Source organism: Marinobacter nitratireducens, assembly GCF_000708045.1.
Classification (GTDB): Bacteria; Pseudomonadota; Gammaproteobacteria; order Pseudomonadales; family Oleiphilaceae; genus Marinobacter; species Marinobacter nitratireducens.
Genome location: NZ_ANIE01000009.1, coordinates 212,814 through 229,829, shown reverse-complemented (window position 1 = coordinate 229,829; position 17,016 = coordinate 212,814). Strand labels below are relative to the sequence as shown.

The 17,016-nt window shown below is 62.0% G+C and carries 13 protein-coding genes and 1 riboswitch; of the genes, 1 reads left to right on the top strand and 12 read right to left on the bottom strand.

Annotation, left to right across the window (positions count from 1 at the left end):
• Positions 1-98: 98 nt before the first annotated feature.
• The 12 genes from D777_RS15110 to cbiB form a co-directional block, all read right to left on the bottom strand.
• Positions 99-560 (bottom strand): methyltransferase family protein, encoded by a 462-nt coding sequence (locus D777_RS15110; RefSeq protein ID WP_036133914.1) that lies wholly within the window; start codon positions 558-560, stop codon positions 99-101.
• The gene (bluB, locus tag D777_RS15105) at positions 557-1,264 is read right to left on the bottom strand and encodes a 5,6-dimethylbenzimidazole synthase (protein WP_036133913.1); all 708 of its coding nucleotides are present in this window, start codon (positions 1,262-1,264) and stop codon (positions 557-559) included. Before bluB ends, D777_RS15110 begins: the two co-directional genes overlap by 4 nt.
• Entirely contained in the window at positions 1,261-2,757 is a 1,497-nt protein-coding gene (locus tag D777_RS15100; protein ID WP_036133912.1) for a cobyric acid synthase, read from the bottom strand. Before D777_RS15100 ends, bluB begins: the two co-directional genes overlap by 4 nt.
• Complete coding sequence (cobO, locus tag D777_RS15095) at positions 2,758-3,369, bottom strand: cob(I)yrinic acid a,c-diamide adenosyltransferase (RefSeq protein WP_036133911.1); 612 nt, start codon at positions 3,367-3,369, stop codon at positions 2,758-2,760.
• Positions 3,362-4,702: a cobyrinate a,c-diamide synthase gene (locus D777_RS15090; protein ID WP_036133910.1), complete on the bottom strand. Its 1,341-nt coding sequence runs from the start codon at positions 4,700-4,702 to the stop codon at positions 3,362-3,364. The genes cobO and D777_RS15090 overlap by 8 nt, the downstream gene beginning before the upstream one ends.
• Positions 4,703-4,729: 27 nt before the next feature.
• Entirely contained in the window at positions 4,730-5,500 is a 771-nt protein-coding gene (locus tag D777_RS15085; protein WP_036133909.1) for an ABC transporter ATP-binding protein, read from the bottom strand.
• Positions 5,497-6,471, bottom strand: coding sequence for a FecCD family ABC transporter permease (locus D777_RS15080; protein WP_036133908.1), 975 nt, complete (start codon positions 6,469-6,471; stop codon positions 5,497-5,499). Before D777_RS15080 ends, D777_RS15085 begins: the two co-directional genes overlap by 4 nt.
• Positions 6,468-7,364, bottom strand: coding sequence for a cobalamin-binding protein (locus tag D777_RS15075; RefSeq protein ID WP_036133906.1), 897 nt, complete (start codon positions 7,362-7,364; stop codon positions 6,468-6,470). The genes D777_RS15080 and D777_RS15075 overlap by 4 nt, the downstream gene beginning before the upstream one ends.
• 2 nt (positions 7,365-7,366) lie before the next feature.
• Positions 7,367-11,605: a cobaltochelatase subunit CobN gene (locus D777_RS15070; RefSeq protein ID WP_227501792.1), complete on the bottom strand. Its 4,239-nt coding sequence runs from the start codon at positions 11,603-11,605 to the stop codon at positions 7,367-7,369.
• A gap of 20 nt (positions 11,606-11,625) precedes the next feature.
• A complete protein-coding gene (locus D777_RS15065; protein ID WP_036133904.1) occupies positions 11,626-13,479 on the bottom strand; it encodes a TonB-dependent receptor domain-containing protein in 1,854 nt (617 codons plus the stop codon).
• Between the two features lie 144 nt (positions 13,480-13,623).
• A riboswitch (cobalamin riboswitch) is annotated at positions 13,624-13,854 on the bottom strand.
• 21 nt (positions 13,855-13,875) lie between these two features.
• A complete protein-coding gene (cobD, locus tag D777_RS15060; protein WP_036133902.1) occupies positions 13,876-14,886 on the bottom strand; it encodes a threonine-phosphate decarboxylase CobD in 1,011 nt (336 codons plus the stop codon).
• Positions 14,886-15,866 carry an adenosylcobinamide-phosphate synthase CbiB gene (cbiB, locus tag D777_RS15055; protein WP_264673455.1) on the bottom strand — a complete coding sequence of 327 codons (981 nt, stop codon included), beginning with the start codon at positions 15,864-15,866 and terminating at the stop codon, positions 14,886-14,888. Before cbiB ends, cobD begins: the two co-directional genes overlap by 1 nt.
• Positions 15,867-15,960: 94 nt before the next feature.
• Between cbiB and cobT the strand changes: the two genes are divergently transcribed.
• Positions 15,961-17,016: a nicotinate-nucleotide--dimethylbenzimidazole phosphoribosyltransferase gene (cobT, locus tag D777_RS15050; RefSeq protein WP_036133900.1), complete on the top strand. Its 1,056-nt coding sequence runs from the start codon at positions 15,961-15,963 to the stop codon at positions 17,014-17,016.

Below are 17,016 nucleotides of genomic sequence, written 5' to 3'. Positions count from 1 at the left end.
AAAGCGCCTGCAGACCACCGCAAAACCCTACATATGTTATGTGTACTTTGATTGTAGCATCCCGCTGCCACAAGGGGCCGACTCTCCCCTATTGAGCCTCAGACCCAACGGCGGACCTTCCGGGTGTATTGGCGAAAGGCTTCGCCAAACTTCTCGTTCATGTAGCGCTCTTCCGGGATGATCTGGAATCGATTCATGTAGAAAACGAAGGCAGGTAACAGGGCAAACGCTGGTACGTTCCCCAGAATCACGCCCCAACCCATAAGCACCAACAGAAAGCCAAGGTACATGGGATTCCTGCTGATCCGATAGACGCCCCGCACCACCAACGTGGCTGATTGATCCGGCACCCGCGGGTCGACCGTTGTCCCCGCAGACCGGAAGGCCCAGACGCCCAGCAGCGCCACTGCGACACCCAGTCCTCCAAACGCTATACCCGCCACCTTCGCAGCCGGAAACAAGAAGCTCGCGCCGGGAAACGCCAGTGCCAACGTCCACATGAGAGCGCCCGCGATAAGAACCAAAACCACCGGCGGGACTTTAAGCTCCAGGTTGCTCATAGATTTTCCTTTGACAGGCATCGCAACAGCTCGCCGTCTTCCAGACGGGTATCCCAGCCGTTCCTCCGAACCAGATCCCCCAGGGGCAGGCGTGATCGCCAGCCTTTGGTTTGAAGTTCCGGCTGATCGAGAAATTCGCTGACGTACCCCAGACACAGGTAGGCAAGCGGATACACGTGCTCGGGCAGGCCCAGGGTATCGGCCAGTTGTTGCTGGTCAATGATGCTCACCCAGCCAACGCCGATGCCTTCAGCCCTGGCCGCCAGCCAGAGATTTTGCACGGCAAGGCAGGTACTGAACAGGTCGGTTTCGACGATGGTATTGCGGCCCAGTACGTGAGTGCCACCACGGCTGCGGTCACAGGTAATGCAGAGGTTGATCGGGCTTTCGAGGATGCCCTGGAGTTTCAGGCTTCGGTAGTTCTGCTGGCGCTCGCCGCTGTAGTTGTCAGCAGCGCGCTGGTTTTCCCGCTCGAAGATGGACAGTACCTGCTGGCGCACCTCCACGCTGTCGATCACGACGAAGTCCCAGGGCTGCATGAAGCCTACCGAGGGCGCATGGTGGGCGGCATTGAGCAGGCGAGCCAGGACTTCGTCCGGAATCGGTTCGGGAAGAAACTGGGAACGCACGTCCCGACGCTCGTAGATGGCGCGGTAGAGTCCCTCGGCTTCGGCCTCAGAGAAGGGGCGGTTGTGGTCGGTCATCGGGCGGTTCCTGTCTTCGTTATTCCCAGCACCTCATTCAACCAGTCGGTATCCAGGTGCTGTTCGATCTGATCAGCCAGCCGATCCAGTTGCTGCAATCGATGCTGTTGGTAGTCGATAGCCTTGTGCCGGGTGGCGAGCCCGGCCCAGGCAAGTAGCGTATTGCAGGCGGCAGGCTCATCGAATATACCGTGCACGTAACTGCCGATCACCTGTCCATCGTCACTGATGGCGCCATCCGGCCGGCCATCCAGCTGGGCCAGAGGCTTTTCCAATGCCGGTCCGGTCGTCACGCCATTATGCATTTCATAGCCGGTCAGGCCCGGGGCTCGCGCAGGATTCTCCGGCACGGCCAACCCTGCGGACAATTCACCGCGCACATTCCGGAGCTGTTTTCCGGCCACCATTCGGGTGGTCATGTCGAACAGCCCCAAACCCTCAGTGGCGCCCCGCTCCCCTTCGAGACCGTCCGGATCGTCCACCCGGCGGCCCAGCATCTGGAAGCCGCCGCAAATACCCATGACCTTGCCGCCGTAGCGCAAGTGACGCTCAATGGCCTCGGGCCAGCCCTGGGACTTGAGCCAGGCCAGATCGGTCCGGGTACTTTTACTGCCGGGCAGGATAATGAGATCCGCAGGCGGGATGGTTTCGTCGGGGCCGACAAAGCGCAGGTTCACTCCGGGGTGCAGGCGCAGGGGATCAAAATCGTTGTGGTTACTGATGCGTGGCAGTACAGGAACGATCACGTTCAGGGCGCCGGCTTCACTCTCACCACTGGTGCCCACACTATCCTCGGCGTCGACCACCAGGCCGTGCAGGTATGGGAGCACGCCAATCACCGGTTTGCCGGTGCGTTCTTCCAGCCACTCGAGCCCGGGGTCCAGCAGGGTTTTGTCGCCCCGGAAGCGGTTAATCACAAAGCCACGGGTGCGGGCCCGTTCGCTGTCCGAAACCAGCTCCAGGGTGCCGACAAGCTGCGCAAAGACGCCGCCTCGGTCGATATCGCCTACCAGTATCACGGGGCAATCAGCCGCTTCGGCGAAGCCCATGTTGGCAATGTCGTTTTCTCGCAGGTTGATCTCAGCCGGGCTGCCGGCACCTTCCGCAATGATGACCTGATAGCGGTCGCTGAGAGACTGCCAGGCAGCCATCACCGCCTGTTTCGCCTCCACCTTGTAGGCGTGGTAGTCGAGGGCGTCCATGTTGCCATGGACATGGCCCCGCAGAATCACCTGGGCCCCGCAGTCACTCTGGGGCTTCAGCAGTACCGGGTTCATGTCGCTGTGGGGTTCAAGGCCACAGGCCAGAGCCTGCAGGGCGGTAGACCGTCCGATTTCGCCACCGTCCACGGTCACCGCGCTGTTCAGGGCCATGTTCTGGGGCTTGAATGGCGCCACCGACACACCCTGCCGGGCCAGCCAGCGGCACAGGGCCGCCACCACAGTCGTCTTGCCGGCATCCGAGGTGGTGCCCTGCACCATGAGCGTGGTCATTTACAGTTCCACGCCCTTCTGGGCTTTCACGCCCTGATCCTTGAAGGCGTGCTTGACCACGCCCATTTCGGTCACGGTATCGGCCAGGTCCACCAGCTCCTGGGGCGCTGAACGACCGGTTACCACCACGTGTTGCATCTCCGGGCGGGCCTGCAGGTCATCCAGTACCTGATCCAGATCGATGTAGTCGTATTTCAGGGCAATATTGAGTTCGTCGAGAAGAATCAGGTCGTAGCTGTCGTCTTTCAGCATGCGCGCGGCAATGTCCCAGGCTTCGTTGGCGGCCTGCACATCCTGCTCACGGTTCTGGGTATCCCAGGTGTAGCCCTGGCCCATCACGTGGTAATCCACATTGGGCAGGTCCCGGAAGAAGGCTTCCTCACCGGTACTGAAGGCTCCCTTTATGAACTGGATAATGCCCACTTTCATGCCGTGACCCAGGGCACGGGCCACCATGCCAAAGCCGGAACTGCTCTTGCCCTTGCCGGGACCGGTCAGCACCAGCAACACGCCCTGCTCATTCTGGGCCCGGGCGATGCGGTCCTGCATGATTTTCTGTTTGGCTGCCATTCGGCGGGCATGGCGCTCTGGGTCTTTGGCACGTTCACGCATGATCGGATTCCTTGGCGTTGTTGGTTGTATTGAAGTTCAGGGGCTGCCCCCTGAAGATGGCGGCAACCAGTTCCGGCGCCGACGGGAAATAACCGTGAAAATAGCTGGCCACCAGCCCATTCCGTTCATACACCGGCTCGGCTTCGGTACCGGCGAGTTTCCGGGTACGGGCAGTGGGCGGAAGGTCTGAATTGAGCCTGGAGTGATGGTAGGTGTGGCCGCGTAACTCGCCCAGCCCTGTGGTCAGGCTTTGCATACCCAGGCCCTGCAGTCTGTCCGCCATTTCGGCGGTGCCCGGTATCAAGCCAAGCATTGCGTGGGCATCACCAGTTTTGTCCACCAGCTGTTCGGCACACACCATGAGCCCGCCACACTCCGCCAGAAGCGGTTTGCCTGCGACATGATGGTCGCGGATGGCCTGAAGCATCGCGGTATTGGCCGCCAGTTTGTCTGCATGAAGCTCCGGATAGCCGCCCGGCAACCAGAGGGCATCAGCCTCCGGCAAGCCAGCATCATGCAGGGGAGAAAACTCGATCAGCTCGGCCCCCATGGCCCGCAGAAGATCCAGATTGGCCCGGTAAACGAACGCAAAGGCGGCATCCCGCGCAACCGCGATCCGGCAGCCACGCAACAACGGAGGTGGTGTTCCCGGTGCCTCTGCAGCCAACTCGACAATATCAGGCAACCCGGTCATGCCGGCTTCGACAAGAACCGTTGCCGCCTCGTCCAGCCGCTGCTCCAGATCCGACAGCTCACTGGCCTGCACCAGTCCGAGGTGACGGTCCGGAATCGACATGGCCTCATTGCGGGGAATCGCCCCGAGCAGGCGAATGCCGTCGGGCAGGCTTTCACGCAGCATATCTCCATGACGGCTGCTGCCAATGCGGTTGGCAATCACCTGGCGCACCGGTAACCGGGCATCAAAGCTCGCTAGGCCGAGAGCGACGGCACCGAAGGTCTGGGCCATGCCCCGGGCATCGATCACCGGCAGTGCGGGGATCCCCATCAGCCGGGCGAGGTCCGCGCTGGAGGGGTCGCCATCGAACAGTCCCATGGCGCCTTCCACCAGAATCAGATCCGCGTCCTGCGCCGCTTCCGCCAGCCGCCAGCGGCACTCGTCCTCACCCGTCATCCATGGGTGTAGCTGGTATACCGGGTTGCCGGAGGCCACTTCCAGCACCATGGGGTCGAGGTAGTCCGGACCATGTTTGAACACCCGGACCCTGCGGCCGACATTGCGATGCAACCGGGCCAATGCAGCGGTGACAATGGATTTTCCCTGGCCCGAGCCGGGGGCGGTAATCATGGCCGCGTGGGCCTGCGCCTTGATCATGACAGCCTGCCTTCCTTCACCTTGGTCTCAGCCTTTCACAGGCACAAACACTGGCGCACCATCGGCTTCGACGGTTACCAGCTTCTGGTTATAGAGTCGCTCCAGGGCCGATGGCACCAGCATGGTCTCCGCTGGTCCCCAGCAGGCTTCGCCATTGGGAAACAACAGCAGCAGGTGATCGCACCAGCGGGCCGCCAGATTGAGATCGTGCAGGCACATAAAAATCGCTCGTCCTGCGCCGGCCTGGGCTTTCAGAAGCTCCATGACGGCGACCTGATGGTGAAGATCCAGATGATTGCTGGGTTCATCGAGCAGCCAGGTGGCGGGGTTCTGGGCCAGTACCGTCGCAATGGCGACCCTCTGACGCTCTCCGCCGGACAAGGTGCTGACCAGACGATCCGAAAGATGCGCCACATCCAGCTGTTTCAGAGCCTGTTCAGCGATGGCGAGGTCCTCGCCGGATTCCATCTGCCAGGGCGAGAGCCATGGATGTCGTCCAATCAACGCCGTTTCCAGCACGGTTGCCGGGAATTCGTCATGGCGCTCCTGAAACACCAGCCCCAACTGTTGCGAGACCAGGCGACGCTTCATATCTGACAGTGCCGTACCACCGAGACGAACCTCGCCGGAGCGCGCCTGTCTCAACCCCGCCAGGGTATGGAGCAAGGTGGTCTTGCCGGCACCATTCGGGCCCAGCACACCCCATACCTGGCCTTCACCAACGGTAAAGTCCATCGCCTGCCCGCCAGTCCGGCCGGGCACATCAATGACCAGGTTGTGGGCATTTAACGGATTCATACCCGGCTCCGGTACAGCAGGTAAAGGAACGTCGGCACCCCGAGCAACGCGGTGATCACACCAACGGGCAGCTGCTCCGGGGCAATCACCACACGCGCCAGGGTATCCGCCAGCACCAGCAGAGTGCCGCCTGCCAGGGCACAGGCCGGAAGGATGATGCGCTGGTCATTGCCAAGCACGAGACGCAACATGTGCGGCACCACCAGCCCCACAAAGCCGATGCTACCGGCTGTGGTCACAGCGGTAGCCGTCAGCAGGCTGGCAACAAGATAGATCAGCCATTCCAGAGGGCGCACCGCCACCCCGAGCGCGGCGGCCTGCAGAGGCCCTCGGGCCAGTACATTGAGGCTACGCCCAAGGGGGAAAAGCATCAGGCAAACGATCAACAACAGCATCAGCCCGGGCCAGGGTGCACGGGCGTAGGACACATCCCCCATCAGCCAGTACAGCATCCCGGGCAGGCGTTGAGCAGGTGCAATAGCGAGCATCAGGGTGATCACTGCACCCCAACCAGCCGCCACCACCACACCGGTCAGCAACAGCCGGGAAGGAGTCCAGCTCCCGGTTCCGTGAGCCAGGCCGAACACCAGCAGCGTCGCCAGCAGGGCGCCTGCAAAGGCAGAGCCCGATACCAATGCCGCTCCCAGTCCGGCCAGCATGGCGAGCAGCGCGCCCACGGCGGCACCGCCGGAAAGCCCGAGTACGTAAGGGTCGGCAAGCGGATTGCGCAGCAGTACCTGCATCAGGGCACCGGCCACGGCAAGCAGGCCACCCGTGGCAAAGGCTGCCAGTGTCCGGGGCAGGCGAAGCTCAAAGATCAGGGTTTGGTGAAGCGTGCTGCCTCCACCCGCTAACGTCGACAACAAATCACTGATCGGCACCGTGACACTGCCCACACTCACCGAGAGTGCCATGGCGAGCAGGCTTATACCGGCCAGCAGCAGTAGTGACGGGGCCAGGGGACGGCTCATGGTTTACCTGGCTCCCCGGCACGACGTCGGCTACGGGCCTGATCCAGTTTCTCGCAGAACAGGCGACTGCCCTCCAGCAGTCTCGGCGTTGGCCGCTGGATCAGGGAGGGAGGTACGAAGTAGAGGTTATCCTTCCGGGTGGCGGCCATCTGCGGAAATGCAGCCCAGCGTTCCAGCCATTGCCGGTTTTCCTCACCCATGCCTCCGGCAAGGATGGCTTCCGGGTTGGCAGCCAATACCGATTCATCACTGATCCGTGGCACCAGTCGTTCCAAGTTCCCGAACACGTTGTTACCGCCGCAGAGGGTAATGACCTTACCGATGAGATGCTCGTCATTCACGGTCATCAGGGGCTCGTCCCAGACCTGATAGAACACCGGCACCGGCTCGGCGTTCTGATAGGCCGCAGCCAGTTCCTTCATACCCTCGCGGAACCGGTCTGCCTCGGCAAACCCGGAAGCCTCAGTTCCCGCCAGCGTGGCCAGCCGCTCAATCGTCGACGACACGCCTTCAAAACTCCGGGGTTCGATGTAGAACACGGGGATGCCCATGTCATCCAGCGCCGCCAGCTGCGCCTGGGGATTGCCGGTTACCCAGCCGATCACCAGATCCGGTTGCAACGCAATCAGTCGCTCCAGGTCCAGTCGTGTATGGCTCCCAACCGAGGCAACTTTCCTGGCCGCGGGCGGGTAATCACTGTAGGCCACCACGGCGACGACCTTTTCGCCGGCACCCGATGCATAGACCAGCTCCGTCGCTCCGGGAGAGAGCGCCGCGATTCGCTGGGCCGGTTGTTCCAGGCAAACCTGATCGCCCCGGTCATCGGTGGCGCAGACAGCCCCGAATACGCTCTGGCAAAGACCGGCCAGCACCATGGCGGCGAATGTTCTCATTGTCAGTTTCCGTTGGCGGTGACGCATGAAACGCTGCTCGTCTGATTCACTTGTTTAAGCCCCGGATGCCCGGCACAGTTCCCACGAGAAATTGCAGCATTGCCCGCTTCCACCATGCCACCCTGGCGGGCATCGTCAAAGGCTTCACGCTGCGACGGTGCCAACTGCTCCGCCACCCAATCCATCAGCGGGTGGCCTGGTCGGGTATGACCGTTTCCGGGCAGGCCATGGTCGATGATTGTCGCGGCAAAGTCACGGGCAAGGGTCCGGATGGTGAAAGGGTCCGCCTGCCAGTAGCCCCGTTTGGCTGCCAGCAAGGCCACGGATTGCATGTGGGATTTGACGTGGGCATTGCTACCCTCGGACAGGAATCGATCCAGTCCGAGTCCATGGCGATCCTTGAAGTAGACCTCGTTCACCTCATCCCAGACACTGGAACGGACCACTTGTGGACTGGTGATCTGCCAGCCCCAGAGGTTATCCAGAAAATCTGCGGCCATGGTGCGAGCGCCGGCATAACCATGCTCCATCAGGGGCGCAAGCCATTGAGGATTAAGGTTACGGGCCCTGAGTTCGACCTGCAAAGCTCGTTGCAGCGAATCTATCCGGGGATTGTCTGGGTCAGCGTATTGCAGCACCCGATTACGGGGTGGTTCACCACGAAGATGTTCGACCGCATTGGACAGGCCTCCCTGGAAATCGAAACCATCGTCGTTGTCGAGCAACCCATACAGGTGGCTGGCCCGCCCCAGGTAGGTTCGCCGCACCGAAAGCAGTTGTTGCTGAAAGGCGCGCTGTGCGGGTATCCCCTCGCTTTTCTGGCTATAGGCATGCCCCATACGACGCATGTAAACCTCCCCGAGCTGACGGCGATCATCCCAGGCTCCCGAACGGGTCGACAGGCGGTTGATGCCGACGCCATAAGCGCCCGGCGCGGTGCCGAACACCCGCATAGCGGCTTCAACGCCAGCGTCGGCGGGAGAGATCCCCGTCGCAATCAACGCCCTGGCATCCTTTACCCAGCGCTGCGCAACCCCGTTCAGCGACAAGGGCTCGTCCCCCAGCAGGCGCTGCCCCGGAGGTAGTGTCTCCAGCGCTTTATCCAGGGCATGAGACAGTTCCGGGTATTGCCATTTGATGGTGGTTCCGGCACCTGCCAGCGCCAACTGCACCGCACGATCCAGCCAGACCAGCTGGCTGCCGTACAGATCCCGAAAGAGCCCCGAGGTGGTAAACACCACATTCCGGCGCCTCGCGGTTGTCGTGCCCGCCTGCAACGGCACCCGCTCCAATCCCTTGACGATACCCCGACTGTTCCAAACCGGACGAATGCCCAGCAGTTGCAGGCCAAAGGCAACCATCACCCCTTCATCCCTTACAGTATCCGATGCCCACAACACCAGGGCGTCACTTCCTTCAGAACTGTCACCGGCATTGCGAATTAGCTCAGAGGCCAATGACCAGGCCACCCGCGTCGGAATCAGGTCATCGGAGAGGGCATGAAAATTACGGCCAGTCGGCAATACATCCGGGGTGCGCAGAGGGTCATTGCCATGGCCGGGCGGAACGAACTGTCCATCCAACGCCGCCAGCAACTGACGCCGCTCTTCAGAAGGCGAGGCCTCCAGCTTCTGGCGCCACAGCAGGGCCGGCGCATCGGCTTCGGTGGTCATGGACTCAAGCATGGTATCCACCATCTCCTGGCTCCAGTCCTGCCCGAACACATGCAGCCCGAGGGGCATAAAATGCTCCTGCATATCGGTGACGTAGTGGCCGGCCTCATGCACAAGAAGCTCCGGCGAAATCTCGTCCAGAGACACCTGATCGGCCGACAGCCCCATTTCACCGGCGATTTCCTGCTCAAGATCCTGGCGGATATCCAGTGCCTGTATCTTCTCCCTCAACAGCTTGAGGGCCCGTTCGCGGGTAGGACTGTCAGGCTCATTGGCGGCTTCCCAGGTTTCTACCAGCTGACGAAGCTCCAACAACTCGTCGTAGAGTTCGGTAGCCGCCAACGGCGGTGTCAGGTGACTGATCATCACCGCCAATGCCCGGCGCTTGGCCTGGATACCCTCACCGACGCCATCAACGATGTAGGGGTATATCAGCGGGAGATCGCCACCGAGAATATCCGGATAGTCATCTTCGGTCAGCCCAGCCCGGCGACGGGGCAGGAATTCCCGGGTGGAATGCCGGCCCAGGTATACCAGCGCATCGGCCTCAAACTTTTTCCGCAACCAGTAGTAGAAACCCACGTACTGATGGGTAGGCGGGAAGGTCGTGTTGGCGTGCAGGAGTTCTTCGTCCACCTCCCACCCCCGGGGCGGCTGTGGCCCGATGAAGATATTGCCAAAGTGCAGACCGGGGAAAACCATATGCCCGTCCACCACCATGGACTGGCCAGGCGCCTCGCCCCAGCCCCGCAACCCGGGAATGCCGGAAGCTGCCAACTCGTCCCGAGCCGCAGCCAATGCTCGCACCTGACCGCCCTGCTGCAACCGCGTTTTCCACAGGGATTCGTAGTGATCAAGAGAGGCCAGAGCCGCATCACGGGCAGGATGCTGGATATGCTCGATCAGGTGCCTAAGATCCCGGATACCACGATCCAGCAATCCCATCGCCAGTTCCTGCTGACCAAGCTCGTGCGCCTGCTCCAGCCGCTCGTGAACATACCCCAGCGGGCCATGAACAATTTCCTGCCGGACAACCATGGGCAGAGTTTGCAGATAGCTCAGGTAGTCGTCGGCAGACAGGGAATCCACACGAGGTGCCATGTCCCGCAACCCCAGAGGATCATCCGGGAGACTCACACCCTGGTGCTGGATTTGCGCCAGCAAAGCTTCCGGGCTCTCCGGCAGCGTGCCGGTGGTATAGCCGGCCTCTTTCAGCCGATGCAGGATTTCAAAGAGGGACGCGGGCACATCCAGATTATCAGCTCCGATGTTCTGGCGGCCTGGCGGGTGGTTGTAGTAAATGATGGCAAGCCGCTTGTCGCTGTTGTCCTTTACCTGTAGCCGATGCCATCGGGACAGCCTGTCCGCCATGGCCTCCACCCGGTCCTGAACCGGTTCGGTCAGGGTCAGCGCCACCCCGGTCAACGGATCCGTTTCCGGAGGCTGCGCCACCGCGAGCGCCATAGGCTGACTGATGCCCTGAAGCTCTGGCATCGCCAGCTGATAATGCACCTTGTCTGACGGCACACCATCCACTGAAAGCCGCCACTGGTATTCGGTGCGATCCGATAACCGGATACCCTTGATCACCGGCACATTGAGCCGTGTCAGCGCTTCCGTAACTCCCTGCCGGCCTTCGCCACCACCGACGGTAAAATCCTGCAGACTGACGATACCGCTCAGGGTCGCCGGACCGACAACATCCGGCAGGGTTCGAACGGCTTCCAGACTGGCGCCGCCCCACCGGGCCAGCACCGAAAAGCACTGCAAATTCCGTGCTTCCAGCGCCTGACAGGCAGCATCGAGAAGGTCCCGGTCGCCCGGACGATCACCGCTATCCAGATCAAGTACCGCAACAACCGGCCCGGCAGTCAGGTCAAGATCCGACGCCGTGCCAACCGACTCGCCGTGTCGGTAATAGCGAATCAGTTCCCGTGGCGGCAGCGCCGGGACATCCAGCTCCTCTCCGGCCTGGGCCAGAAGCCAGCGAAGCAGGGCATCCAGATGTTCCGGCGTCCGCCCCTGATACAACGCCCGGCCAGCCAGCCATCGGGCCTGCCCAGGAAAACGGGCCACCTGGCTGGCAAGATGTGCACGCACATCGGCGCCCGGGTCGGGCGCCGCCATCAACCGCGTCAGCGTGTCATCGGGAGCGCGGGCGAGCACCGCCTTGCCATCAAGCCGGGAGAGTCGGGTCAGGCGCCGGTCCCCATTAATGGCCAGCAGCGGAACAGGGCGGGAATGTTCCCGCTCTCTCAACAAACCTTCCAGACGACCAACCTGATCGCCGAACACCGCTGCCACGAGCAAAGCATCGGCGCGAGCCAGAAGATTACGCACAGCCTGATCATCCAGAGAGGCCACCTGTTCCGGTGTACGAAGGATCACCCGATGCCCTGGATAATGTTCGACGAAGCGATGAGCACCGGCGGCCATTTCAGCAGCCGATCGGTCGGAGACCAGGCCAACGACGGTGGCTGCGCGAGCTGTCAGCCCGGTGAGCATCAGGCACAAGGCCACCAACATCGTGACGCCTGCCCGGACAAACGGGCTATGAGTCCTGGCCATGATCTATCCCCGAGTGTGTATTACTGGAAATCGTAACGGACACTCAGCAAAGCCGTGCGGCCAGCCGCGATGTAACGACTGCCATCAAATCGCTCCGCAGTGGCGTATTCTTTGTCCAATACGTTGGCAACGGTCACACGGCTGGACCAGCCCGGCGCGAACTCCCAGCCCGCACGCAGGTCCAGGGTGCCATAGCCCGGCAGTCGCTTGGTGTTGGCGGCATCGTCGTAACGGTATCCTTCGGCAATGAAGGTGCCACCGAAAGACCAGGTCTGGATAATCTTGTCCAAAGCCAATCGAAGAGTCTGGGCGCTGCGACGACGAAGACGGTTGTCGGTTTCACGATCCCGCGGATCCATCAGCGCAAGACTCGCTTTGGCATTCCAGCCATCCAGCTCAAAGCCACTCGCCATTTCCAGACCCCGAATCCGTGCCTTGTTCACATTGGCCGGAGACATCAGGCCGGTGTTGTCGGTTTCCAGGGAAATCAGGTTTTCCACATCCAGCTGGTACACCGCAAAGTCCCAGAACCAGCTCTGGTAACGGCCACTAAAGCCAAGCTCAACGGTCCCTGACTTTTCAGGTTCCAGGTCGGCATTACCGGAATAGGAACCACCCCAGCTGTAGACTTCCAGCGGGTAGTAAAGATCGTTAAACGTCGGTGCCCGGAAGGACGTTCCGTAGCTGATCCGCACCCGATGCGCCCGATCAAAGGCATGGCCCAGCGAGACACCGCCGGTTTCATATTTGCCGTAAGCTTCGTTGTCATCACCACGCAGGCTGAACTGAAGATCAGTGGGACCGAAATTGAGCCGTAACTGGGTGAACAAAGCCGTATTAAAGCGGGTGGTTTCGTCGAAATTCGTGGTGCCACTGACTTCGTCATTGACCAGCTCAGTACCCACCACCAGCTCGTGAACGTCCATGGTGAAGGTGTTCTCCCAGCGACCGCTCAGAGCGCGGGTATCAAAAACGGAATCCGCGTAGAGATCGTTGAAGGTCTCCTGCTCATCCCGAGCTTCGGAGAACTGAATGGAGGTGCGCCAGTGATCGCTGACCGGCGTATCGAGGCGCAGACCGAGGGTCCGGATCATGAAATCGGTATTGCCGCCTTCAAACTCGGTATTGCCCTCGGATTGCATCAGCACAGCAGAGGCCTGGCCACCGTTGTCCAGTTCATGAACCACGCGGGCGACCCCCGCGCTGTTGCGGTATCCCCGGTCTTCTCCGTTTTCAATAATGGCCGTGCCATCGCTCTCCTGGTGCAGGCCACTGATGCTGACCCGGGTATTGCCATCACCCACAGAGACACCGGCGAGGCCCTTGCCGGTGTTGAACGAACCACCCGCCAGCTCGACCCATCCGCTGTTCTCTCGGCTCGGCTCAAGAGTAAATGCCTGAATGACGCCACCAACGGCATCGGCCCCATAAAGAGAACTCTTGGGCCCGCGGACCATTTCCACCCGCTCCACCAGATCCACCGGCAGGAACTGCCAGGGTGCACTGCCGCTGGTGGCCGAACGCAGGCGTACGCCATCAATCATGAACAGGGTGGATTCGCTGCCGGTGCCCCGGGTATAAACGCTGGTGTTCTTGCCGAACGAGCCGTTGCTGATGACGTTGATACCTGGCTGGCCCCGCAGCACTTCGGAAAACTCGGTGGGCGATTGCTGCTCGAGGTCTTCCTCGCTGACCACGGTTACCGATGACAAACTCTCACCGACCGTGCGAGGGCCCAGTGTCGCGGTAACCACAATCGGATCCAGCTCAGCGACCATCAGGGCATCGGACTCAGCCCCATTGGCAACAGCCGACGCCAGGGGAAGAACGGTAAAGGAACACAGCAGGGCCGGGGTGGCCTTGGAAAAACCCATAATCAACTCTCACTCGCACGTCGTGCGCACCCGCACGGCAGTATGGAATCAGACTGCGAGAAAGAGGCTGGGCTGAAATTCGGGCAAGGGGTTTCCAACAGGGGAAGACGAGCCGGATTCACCCACCTATACCGCCCTCCGCAGCATCTGGTGTGTTATCAGGCCGGTCTCCGGACTCATGAGCCGGGTCGGCGCAAGCCGATCCGCATCCATCACCTTCCCATGCCGCAGGCACAGTGGCGCATTTGATGAATGTTGACTCAATTACCGTTGCGGGGGCAGCGTCGGACTGACTCTGGAAGGGCTCCAAAGCGCACCGACTTCCCGTTTCACCCTGGCAGCTTTGCGCAGGGCACCTGAAAACGCTGGCAAGGCTACCAATCGGTCAATCCCTGGTCAATGACATTCCGCAAGTGCATCAGCCAGACGTTGCCATTCGGCCTCGCTGCCCGGCAGGCCAAAACGCAGCGCCCGTGGACGCTCGAACAGGCGCACCAGAATGCCCTGCTTTGCCAGCACTTGGTGAATCCGGGCCGACTCGGGGTGTGCCACATAGCGGAACAGATCGGTACCAGAACTGTGCCCCAGACCATGATCGGCCAGCAGTTGGCGCAGACGCCGGCTCTGTTGGCCCAATTCCCTGGCGGCCTGCCTCTGCCAGCCGGTGTCTTTCAGCGCCCTGGACATGACGAATCGCGCCGGACCGCTTATGGCCCAGGGCCCCAGGCGGTTAGCCAGGGCCGCTGCTGTATCGGCGTCGCTGATGGCGGCTCCGGCGCGGATACCCGCCAGCCCGAAGAACTTGCCGAGGGATCTCAAAACCGTCAGCCCGGGGATACCGGCAAACGGGGCAACGCTTTGCCCCGGTTCACGACTGACAAAGGCCTCGTCCACCACCAGAAACCCACCGCTGTCACGGAGTCGTTTATGCCAGCTCAGCAGGCGGTCGACCGGTACGGTCTGTCCGGTCGGGTTGTTGGGATTGATCCATACCAGCCCATCCAGATCCGACAGCCAATCATCACCATCCGCGACGCGCGCCAGATTCACCGGCACCAGCGTGTGACCGGCGTTTTGCCACCAGTAGCCATGTTCCCGATACCCGGGTACCGGGATACCCACCCGGCAGGGGGCGAACAACGTCGGCAGCGCCTGGATCGCCGCCTGGCTGCCGGCGACCGGCAGGCAGTGCGCTGAGGCCGGGGCCTCACACCAGCGGCGGATCGCCTCCGGCAGTTGGTCGGTTTCCTCCGGCAAGCGTTGCCAGACCTCGGCGGGGATGTCCGGAATCGGCCAGCTACGGGGATTGATGCCGGTGGAAAGGTCCAGCCACTGCGCCCGGGGGATACCCCATTGACGGGCAGCGTCCGCCAGACGTCCGCCGTGTTCCGGTGCTGTCAGCGACATCACAGGGCACCTCCCGCAAACACCAGCCAAAGGCCGGAACCACACAACAGGGCCATGACCCAGAGCCAGGCACCCTGGCGGACCAGGGTAATGGCGCCGTCGATACTGCGGGCATCCGGTGCCGGCCCCCGACCAAGAACCGGGCGTTGCTTGATGCCGCCAGTATAGGGCGCAGGGCCGCCCAGGGTCACACCCAGGGCACCGGCGCCTGCCGCCATGACCGGGCCGGCGTTGGGACTGTCCCAGTTGCGGGCCTGTACCCGCCAGCAATGCCAGGCCAGAGCAGTACGCCCCAGCAGGGTATAGGTCGCCGCCGTCAGTCGTGCCGGCACCCAGTTCAGCACATCGTCCAGCCTGGCGGCTGTCCTTCCAAAGGTCAGGTAACGCTCATTTCGATACCCCCACATGGCATCGAGGGTGTTCACCATGCGGTGCAGCACCACACCGGGAACACCGGCCACCAGGAACCAGAACAGGCTGGCAAACACGGCATCTGCACCATTCTCCAGCATGGATTCCGTAGCGGCAGCGGCAACGCCGTTTTCATCCAGGACCTCGGCATTGCGACTGACAATGCGCCCCACCTGTTGGCGGGCAAGGGGAAGATCCTCCGCCTTGAGGGCATTCGCCACCGCCTCGCCATGCTCGGCCAACCCACGGAGGGATAGGGCCAGCCACAAGGCCAGCACTTCCACCACCAGCCACACCGGTTGCGGCAGCTCGTACTGAAGCCCGCACAACACCAGCAGCACGGGCGCGACCAAGAGGCATAGCGCCAGCAACCCACGAGCAATGCCCTCGCCCGGGGGGCGGTTCAGCCTGCCTTCCAGAGCCGCAGCCATGCGTCCGAATCCAACCAGCGGGTGCCAGCGCCGGGGCTCACCCAGGCGCTGATCCAGCAGCAGCGCCAACAGGCACACCAACACCGAGATAAAAAAACCGTCCAATCCGGGCCCCTTGTCCGTTTCGTTTTCCTTGATGAGCGCCAAGTCTACTCGACCCGGTACCAGCCTTGACACTGTTTCAGTCACGGAGGACTATCAGGCGCCTGTCACACTGACCGGACGTCTTACCATGACCCTACCTTCCAGCTGGACCTCAGACCTTGCCCTGCCCGAGTCCTCTTTCGCCGAATCAGCCCTCACCCGTCAGGGAATGCTGACCAAACCGCCCGGTTCCCTCGGGCGGCTGGAAGAGCTGGCTATTACCCTGAGCGCCCAGCAGCGCACTGAAAGTCCGGCTGTGGACAAGGTTCACATCTCTGTCTTTGCCGGCGACCACGGGGTATGCAGGGAGGGAATTTCAGCCTTTCCCCAGGCTGTCACTGCCCAGATGATTGCCAACTTTGCCCACGGTGGTGCCGCCATCAGCGTTCTTGCCAGGCAGCTGGATGCCCACCTTGAGGTGGTAAATCTGGGCACCGTGGGCGACGTGCCGCCAATGCTCTCCGGCGTCGTCGACGAGATCATCGCACCCATGACAGGCAACCTTGCCTCCGAACCCGCGATGTCACCGGAACAGGTCGTACAGGCAGTGGCTGCGGGTGACCGGGCAGCGGAACGGGCGGCAAACGCAGGTGCTCAGCTATTTATCGGTGGTGACATGGGCATCGGCAACACCACCAGTGCGGCTGCCCTGGCCTGCGCGCTGCTGAATCGGCGCCCGGATCAGCTCGCAGGCCCCGGCACCGGCCTCGATGCGGATGGTGTTTCCCATAAGGCCCGGGTCATCGCCCGCGCCCTGGCGCGCCAGGAATTGGAGACGGATCCTCTCCGCCTACTGGCCTCACTCGGCGGCTTCGAAATTACAGCCCTGGCCGGCGCATACCTCGGTGCGGCCGCCCGAGGCATTCCGGTGCTGGTGGATGGCTACATTGTGTCGGTCGCCGCGCTCGCCGCGGTGAAGCAACAACCCGCGCTTCGACACTGGCTGCACTTCAGCCATCAATCCGCCGAACCTGGGCATCGTCTTGTACTCGACGCGCTGGAGGCAGACCCGCTGCTGGATCTCGGCATGCGCCTTGGCGAAGGCAGCGGCGCCGCAACGGCGGTTCCACTGTTACGATCCGCCTGCGCCCTGCATAACGGCATGGCCAGTTTTGCCGACGCCGGCGTGAGCGAGGGGAGCTGA

Coding starts and splice junctions, on each gene's coding strand:
- cobT (WP_036133900.1), top strand. CDS start 15,961: ATGACCCTACCTTCCAGCTGGACCTCAGACCTTGCCCTGCCCGAGTCC.
- D777_RS15100 (WP_036133912.1), bottom strand. CDS start 2,757: ATGACCACGCTCATGGTGCAGGGCACCACCTCGGATGCCGGCAAGACG.
- D777_RS15065 (WP_036133904.1), bottom strand. CDS start 13,479: ATGGGTTTTTCCAAGGCCACCCCGGCCCTGCTGTGTTCCTTTACCGTT.
- bluB (WP_036133913.1), bottom strand. CDS start 1,264: ATGACCGACCACAACCGCCCCTTCTCTGAGGCCGAAGCCGAGGGACTC.
- D777_RS15075 (WP_036133906.1), bottom strand. CDS start 7,364: ATGAGAACATTCGCCGCCATGGTGCTGGCCGGTCTTTGCCAGAGCGTA.
- D777_RS15070 (WP_227501792.1), bottom strand. CDS start 11,605: ATGGCCAGGACTCATAGCCCGTTTGTCCGGGCAGGCGTCACGATGTTG.
- cobD (WP_036133902.1), bottom strand. CDS start 14,886: ATGTCGCTGACAGCACCGGAACACGGCGGACGTCTGGCGGACGCTGCC.
- D777_RS15110 (WP_036133914.1), bottom strand. CDS start 560: ATGAGCAACCTGGAGCTTAAAGTCCCGCCGGTGGTTTTGGTTCTTATC.
- D777_RS15080 (WP_036133908.1), bottom strand. CDS start 6,471: ATGAGCCGTCCCCTGGCCCCGTCACTACTGCTGCTGGCCGGTATAAGC.
- D777_RS15085 (WP_036133909.1), bottom strand. CDS start 5,500: ATGAATCCGTTAAATGCCCACAACCTGGTCATTGATGTGCCCGGCCGG.
- cobO (WP_036133911.1), bottom strand. CDS start 3,369: ATGCGTGAACGTGCCAAAGACCCAGAGCGCCATGCCCGCCGAATGGCA.
- D777_RS15090 (WP_036133910.1), bottom strand. CDS start 4,702: ATGATCAAGGCGCAGGCCCACGCGGCCATGATTACCGCCCCCGGCTCG.